Source organism: Streptomyces roseochromogenus subsp. oscitans DS 12.976 (genome assembly GCF_000497445.1).
In the GTDB taxonomy this organism is placed as follows: Bacteria; Actinomycetota; Actinomycetes; order Streptomycetales; family Streptomycetaceae; genus Streptomyces; species Streptomyces oscitans.
On sequence record NZ_CM002285.1, the window covers coordinates 8194088 to 8199344 of the forward strand.

Genomic DNA, 5257 nt, shown 5'->3' on the forward strand with positions numbered 1-5257 from the left:
GGTTCGGTGTCGGGGGGATGGGCGAGGTGGCCGACGTCGGCCCGGTGCCGGCTGTGGTGTGCGAGGTGGCCGAGGGCGGTTCGGTGTCGGCTGGGATGGGCGAGGTGGCCGACGGCGGCCCGGTGCCGGCTGTGGTGTGCGAGGTGGCCGGGGGCGGCTCGGTGCTCGATGTGGTGCGCGCAGTGGCCGATGGCCATCCGGCGCCGGCGGCTCTGCCCGAAGGGACTGGCGGCGGCGCGGCACCGGCGGCACCGCATGGTGCGGCTGACGCCCGCCCGGCGTCCGCGGCGCTGGACGGTGTGGCCGACCGGAGCCCGGCATCCGCCCTGCGCCCCGGATCGCCCATGAGCAGGGCTCTCGGAACTCGGCTCCCCGTCGCGCAAGGGCCCATGACCCGGGTCAGTGATCAGGCCGGATTCGCCGCTGCCGTCGCCGACGACGGGGCGTTGCCGTTTCTCGCGCTGGCCCTCGCCGATGGCGCGCGGACCCGGTCGATGCTCACCGAGGCGCGGGCCGTGCTGGACGGGCGGCCCTGGGGCGTCGGAGTGCTCGGCTTCGCGCCCGAGGACATCAGGAACGCCCAGCTGGACGCCGTACGGGAGCTGCGGCCCACGCACGCGATCGTCGCGGGCGGACGGCCCGCCCAGGCCGAGACGCTGGAGCGTGCCGGGATCCACACGTTCCTGCATGTGCCCTCGCCGGGGCTGCTGCGCCAGTTCCTGGACGCGGGTGTGCGCAGGTTCGTCTTCGAGGGATCCGAGTGCGGCGGCCACGTGGGACCGCGGGCCTCCTTCCCGCTGTGGGAGGCCCAACTCGCCGTACTGGAGGACTTCCTGGACGACGCCGACGCCGACGTCGGCACCGCCAACGCGCAGGCCAGGCGACTGGAGGTGTTCTTCGCCGGAGGCATCCACGACGAGCGGTCCGCGGCGATGGTCGCGGCCCTGGCCGCGCCGCTCACCGCGCGGGGCGCCGCCGTCGGCGTCCTCATGGGCACCGCCTACCTGTTCACCGAGGAGGCCGTGGCCCACGGCGCCATCCGGCCGCTCTTCCAGCGGCAGGTCCTCGCCGCCACCACGACCGCCCTGCTGGAGACCGCCCCCGGCCACGCCACCCGCTGCGTGCCGAGCCCCTTCACGGGCGACTACCGCGCCCGGGAGGCCGCGCTACGGGCGCGGGGCCTGCCCGACCGCGACATCTGGGAGGGTCTGGAACGGCTGAACGTGGGCCGGCTGCGCATCGCCAGCAAGGGCGTCGAGCGCGCGGCCGACGGCGCGTTGACGGCCGTCGGCGAGGAACGGCAGCTCTCCGACGGGATGTTCATGGCCGGCGAGGTCGCCGTCCTGCGCTCGGCCATCACCACCCTCGCGGACCTGCACCACTCGGTGACCGACGGCGCCGCCGACCTCCTGACCCGGCGGGCCGCCGCCCACCCGAGCCCGCCCTCCGCCGCCGAACCGGCACCGCCCGCGCCCCTCGACATCGCCATCGTCGGTATGGCCTGCATGTTCCCGCAGGCTCCCGACCTCGCCGCCTTCTGGGCCGGCATCGTCGCCGGACGCGACGCCGTCACCGAGGTGCCGCCCGAGCGCTGGGACCCGGCCGTGCACCACACCGCCGGCAGCACCGCGTCCAAGTGGGGCGGCTTCCTGCCCCGCATCCCCTTCGACCCGCTGCGCTACGGCATCCCGCCCGCCTCCCTCGGCAGCATCGAGCCCGTCCAGCTGCTGTCCCTGGAGGCGGCCCACCGGGCGCTGGAGGACGCCGGATACGGCGAACGGGGGCGGCAGTTCGACCGCTCGCGGACCTCTGTCGTCTTCGGTGCCGAGGCGGGCAGCGACCTGTCCAACGCCGTCACCCTGCGCGCCGTCCTCCCCGCGTACTACGGCAAGGTCCCCGACGGCATCGAGGAGCAGCTGCCCCGGCTGACCGAGGACTCCTTCCCCGGCATGCTCGCCAACGTCATCTCCGGCCGGATCGCCAACCGGCTCGACCTCGGCGGCGCCAACTTCACCGTGGACGCCGCCTGCGCGTCCTCCCTCGCCGCCCTCGACGTGGCCTGCAAGGAACTCGTCTCATGCACCAGCGACCTCGTGCTGTGCGGCGGCGCCGACCTGCACAACGGCATCAACGACTTCGTCCTGTTCTCCTCCGTCCACGCCCTCTCCCCGACCGGCCGTTCCCGCGCCTTCGACGCCGCCGCCGACGGCATCGCCCTCGGCGAGGGCGTGGCCTGCCTGGTCCTCAAACGGCTCGCGGACGCCGAACGGGACGGTGACCGGGTCTACGGCGTGGTCAAGGGCCTCGGCTCCGCGAGCGACGGCCGCTCCCTCGGCCTGACCGCGCCCCGCCCCGAAGGCCAGCGGGCTGCACTGGAGCGCGCGTACCGCAACGCCGGTGTCTCGCCCGCGGACGTGGGCCTCGTCGAGGCGCACGGCACCGGGACCGTCGTCGGCGACCGCACCGAACTAGCCGTGCTCGCCGAGGTGTTCCGCGAGGCGGGTGCCGGTACGGGCGGCTGTGCGCTCGGCTCGGTCAAGTCGCAGATCGGGCACACCAAGTGCGCCGCCGGACTCGCCGGCCTGATCAAGACCGCCCTCGCCCTGTACACCGGGGTCACCCCGCCCACCCTGCACCTGGAGCGGCCCAACCCGGCCTGGGCGGAGCACGACAGTCCCTTCGCCTTCCACACCCGCGCCCGGCCCTGGACCGCACCGGCCGCCGAACGCCTCGCCGGAGTCAGCGCGTTCGGCTTCGGCGGCACCAACTTCCACGCGGTACTGGCCGCTCACCCCCACGCCACACCGCCCCGGCAGACCGTGCACGCCTGGCCCGCCGAGCTGTTCCTCTTCCGGGGCCGGGACACGGCGGCGGCCCATCGCCAGGCCGAGGAGCTGCTCCGGGCCGCCGAAGCCGACGGCCGCCCCTGGCGCCTGCGCGACCTCGCCCTCGCCGCGGCCCACCGCGCCGACACCTCGCACGAACCGGTACGGGCCGCGGTCGTCTCCCGCGACCCCGAGGAACTCACCGGGCAGCTGCGGCGGCTCCTCGCCGGGGAGCACGATCCGGCCGCCGGGATCCATGTCGCCGACCCCGTCGACGGTGCGATCGCCTTCCTCTTCCCCGGCCAGGGCAGCCAGCGCCCCGGCATGCTCGCCGCCCTCCTGGTCCACCTCCCCGAGCTGCGGCACTACCTGGACCTCGGCCGCGCGTACGCCGACACCGTCCACCCGCCGGCCGCCTTCGACGACACCGCCCGTGAGGGCCGCCGGGCCGCCCTCACCGACACCCGGATCGCCCAGCCCGCCCTCGGCATCACGGGCCTCGCCGCCCACGCCTTCCTCACCTCGGCCGGGGTCCGCCCCGACCATGCCGCGGGGCACAGCTACGGCGAGCTGGCCGCCCTCGCCGCGGCCGGCGCCCTCGACTCCGGGACACTGCTGGAGCTGAGCGCCGAGCGGGCCGGCGCGATCCTGGCGGCGGCGGGCGACGACCCGGGCACCATGGCCGCGGTCGGTGCCTCCGCCGAGACCGTCGTACGCACCCTGCACACGGCCGGGGCACCCGGCTCGGTCGTCGCCGCAAACCTCAACTCGCCCGATCAGACAGTGATTTCGGGGCCGACGGAGGACGTCGAGACGGCCGTACGGCTGCTGCGGGCCGCGGGCCTCGGGGCCCGGCGCATCCCCGTTGCCTGCGCCTTCCACAGCCCGCTCGTCGCCGCGGCGGGGGAGCGGTTCGCCAAGGTGCTCGCGGACAAGACGGTACGGGCGCCCGAGTTCCCCGTCTGGGCCAACCGCACCGCCGCGCCCTATCCGCCCGACCCCGACGAGGTGCGCGCCGAACTCGCCGCCCAGATCGGCGCCCCGGTCGCGTTCGCCGCCCAGATCGAGGCGATGTACGAGGCCGGCGCGCGCGTCTTCGTCGAGGCGGGCCCCGGCACGGTCCTCACCCGGCTGACCGGACGGATCCTCGGCGACCGGCCGCACCGCACGGTCGCCTGCGAACCCGACGCCGACAGCGGCCTGCGCGGCTGGCTCGACGCCCTCGCCCGGCTCGCCGTCGCCGGACAGCCGGTGCGCACCGCCTGGCTCCTGCGGGGCCGCGACGCGGTCGACGCGCTGCGCACCCCGGCGCCCGTGCGGCCCGGCTGGACGGTCGACGGGCAGCTCGTCCGCACCGCCGACGGAGCACTCCTGCCCGGTGCCCTCGCACCGGCCCGACGAGTCATGGAGGCGACGGTGACCACCGACCAGCCGTACGGCGCCCCGGCCGACCGGGACGCGCTCATCTCCGAATTCCTGCGCACCAGCCGGGAGATGATCGCCGCCCAGCGCGACGTCCTGCTCACCTACTTCGGCGCCACCGCGCCACCGGCACCGGTCGCGCCCGTACCGGCGGCTGCGGTGCCGGTCCCCGAACTCCAGCCAGCCGCACCGGAGTTGCCCGCACCGGGCAGTTCGGGCAGTCCGGACAGTCCGGGCAGCGAGGCGCCGGTGGACGACGTGGAGCGGGTCGTCCTGCAGATCATCAGCGAGCGCACCGGCTACCCCGTCGACATGATCGAGCCCGGTCTCGACCTGGAGGCGGACCTCAGCATCGACTCGATCAAACGCGCCGAGATCGCGGGCGAACTCGCCAAGCGCCTCGGCATCGCGGACGGCGCCCACGTCCTGGCCGACACCGAACTGGAGGAGCTGGCCAAGGCGCGTACGGCGGCTGCGGTGACGGGGTGGCTCATGGCGCGGGTCGGCGCGGACATCGGTGCGGGGGGTGGGCAGGCCGAGATGCCGTACGGCGGTGGGGGCGGGCGCGCCGAGGTGTCGTTCTCCGGTGATGGGGGCGGGCGGGCTGAGCCGTCTTCCACAGGTGACGCGGGTGGGCAACGGCCGCCCGGGGAGCGGCCCGAGCCGTCGCACGCCCCGGCACTCTGCGTGGCCCCCCAGCGATGCGAGCTGCGGCCCGTGCCCCTGCCGTACCCGGAGCCGGACCCCGCCCCCGGCCAGGAACCCGCGCTGTCCGGCCGGCGCTTCGCCCTCCTGGGGGACGGGGACGGCGCGGCGGCCGAGGTCGCGGCGCGGCTCACTGCGCACGGGGCCGACATCGTGATCCTCGACCGCGGTCACCTCCTCACCGGGGCCGACGGCCCGGTCGACGGCGTCGTGTACCTCGGCGCGCTGCCCGGCCCGGACCTCCCGGTGCTGCCGGACGCCTACCCCGTGCTCCGGGCGGCGCTCGCCCACGACCCCCGCTCGCT

Annotated in this window: 2 pseudogenes; one reads left to right on the forward strand and one right to left on the reverse strand. The window is 75.8% G+C overall.

Annotated features, from left to right (window positions below):
• Window positions 1–197 (reverse strand): annotated as a pseudogene (locus M878_RS000000100480) (hypothetical protein); the annotation flags it as partial.
• Here M878_RS000000100480 and M878_RS85130 point away from each other — a divergent pair.
• Window positions 177–5257, forward strand: a pseudogene (locus tag M878_RS85130) (beta-ketoacyl synthase N-terminal-like domain-containing protein); the annotation flags it as partial. The pseudogenes M878_RS000000100480 and M878_RS85130 sit on opposite strands and share 21 nt — an antisense overlap.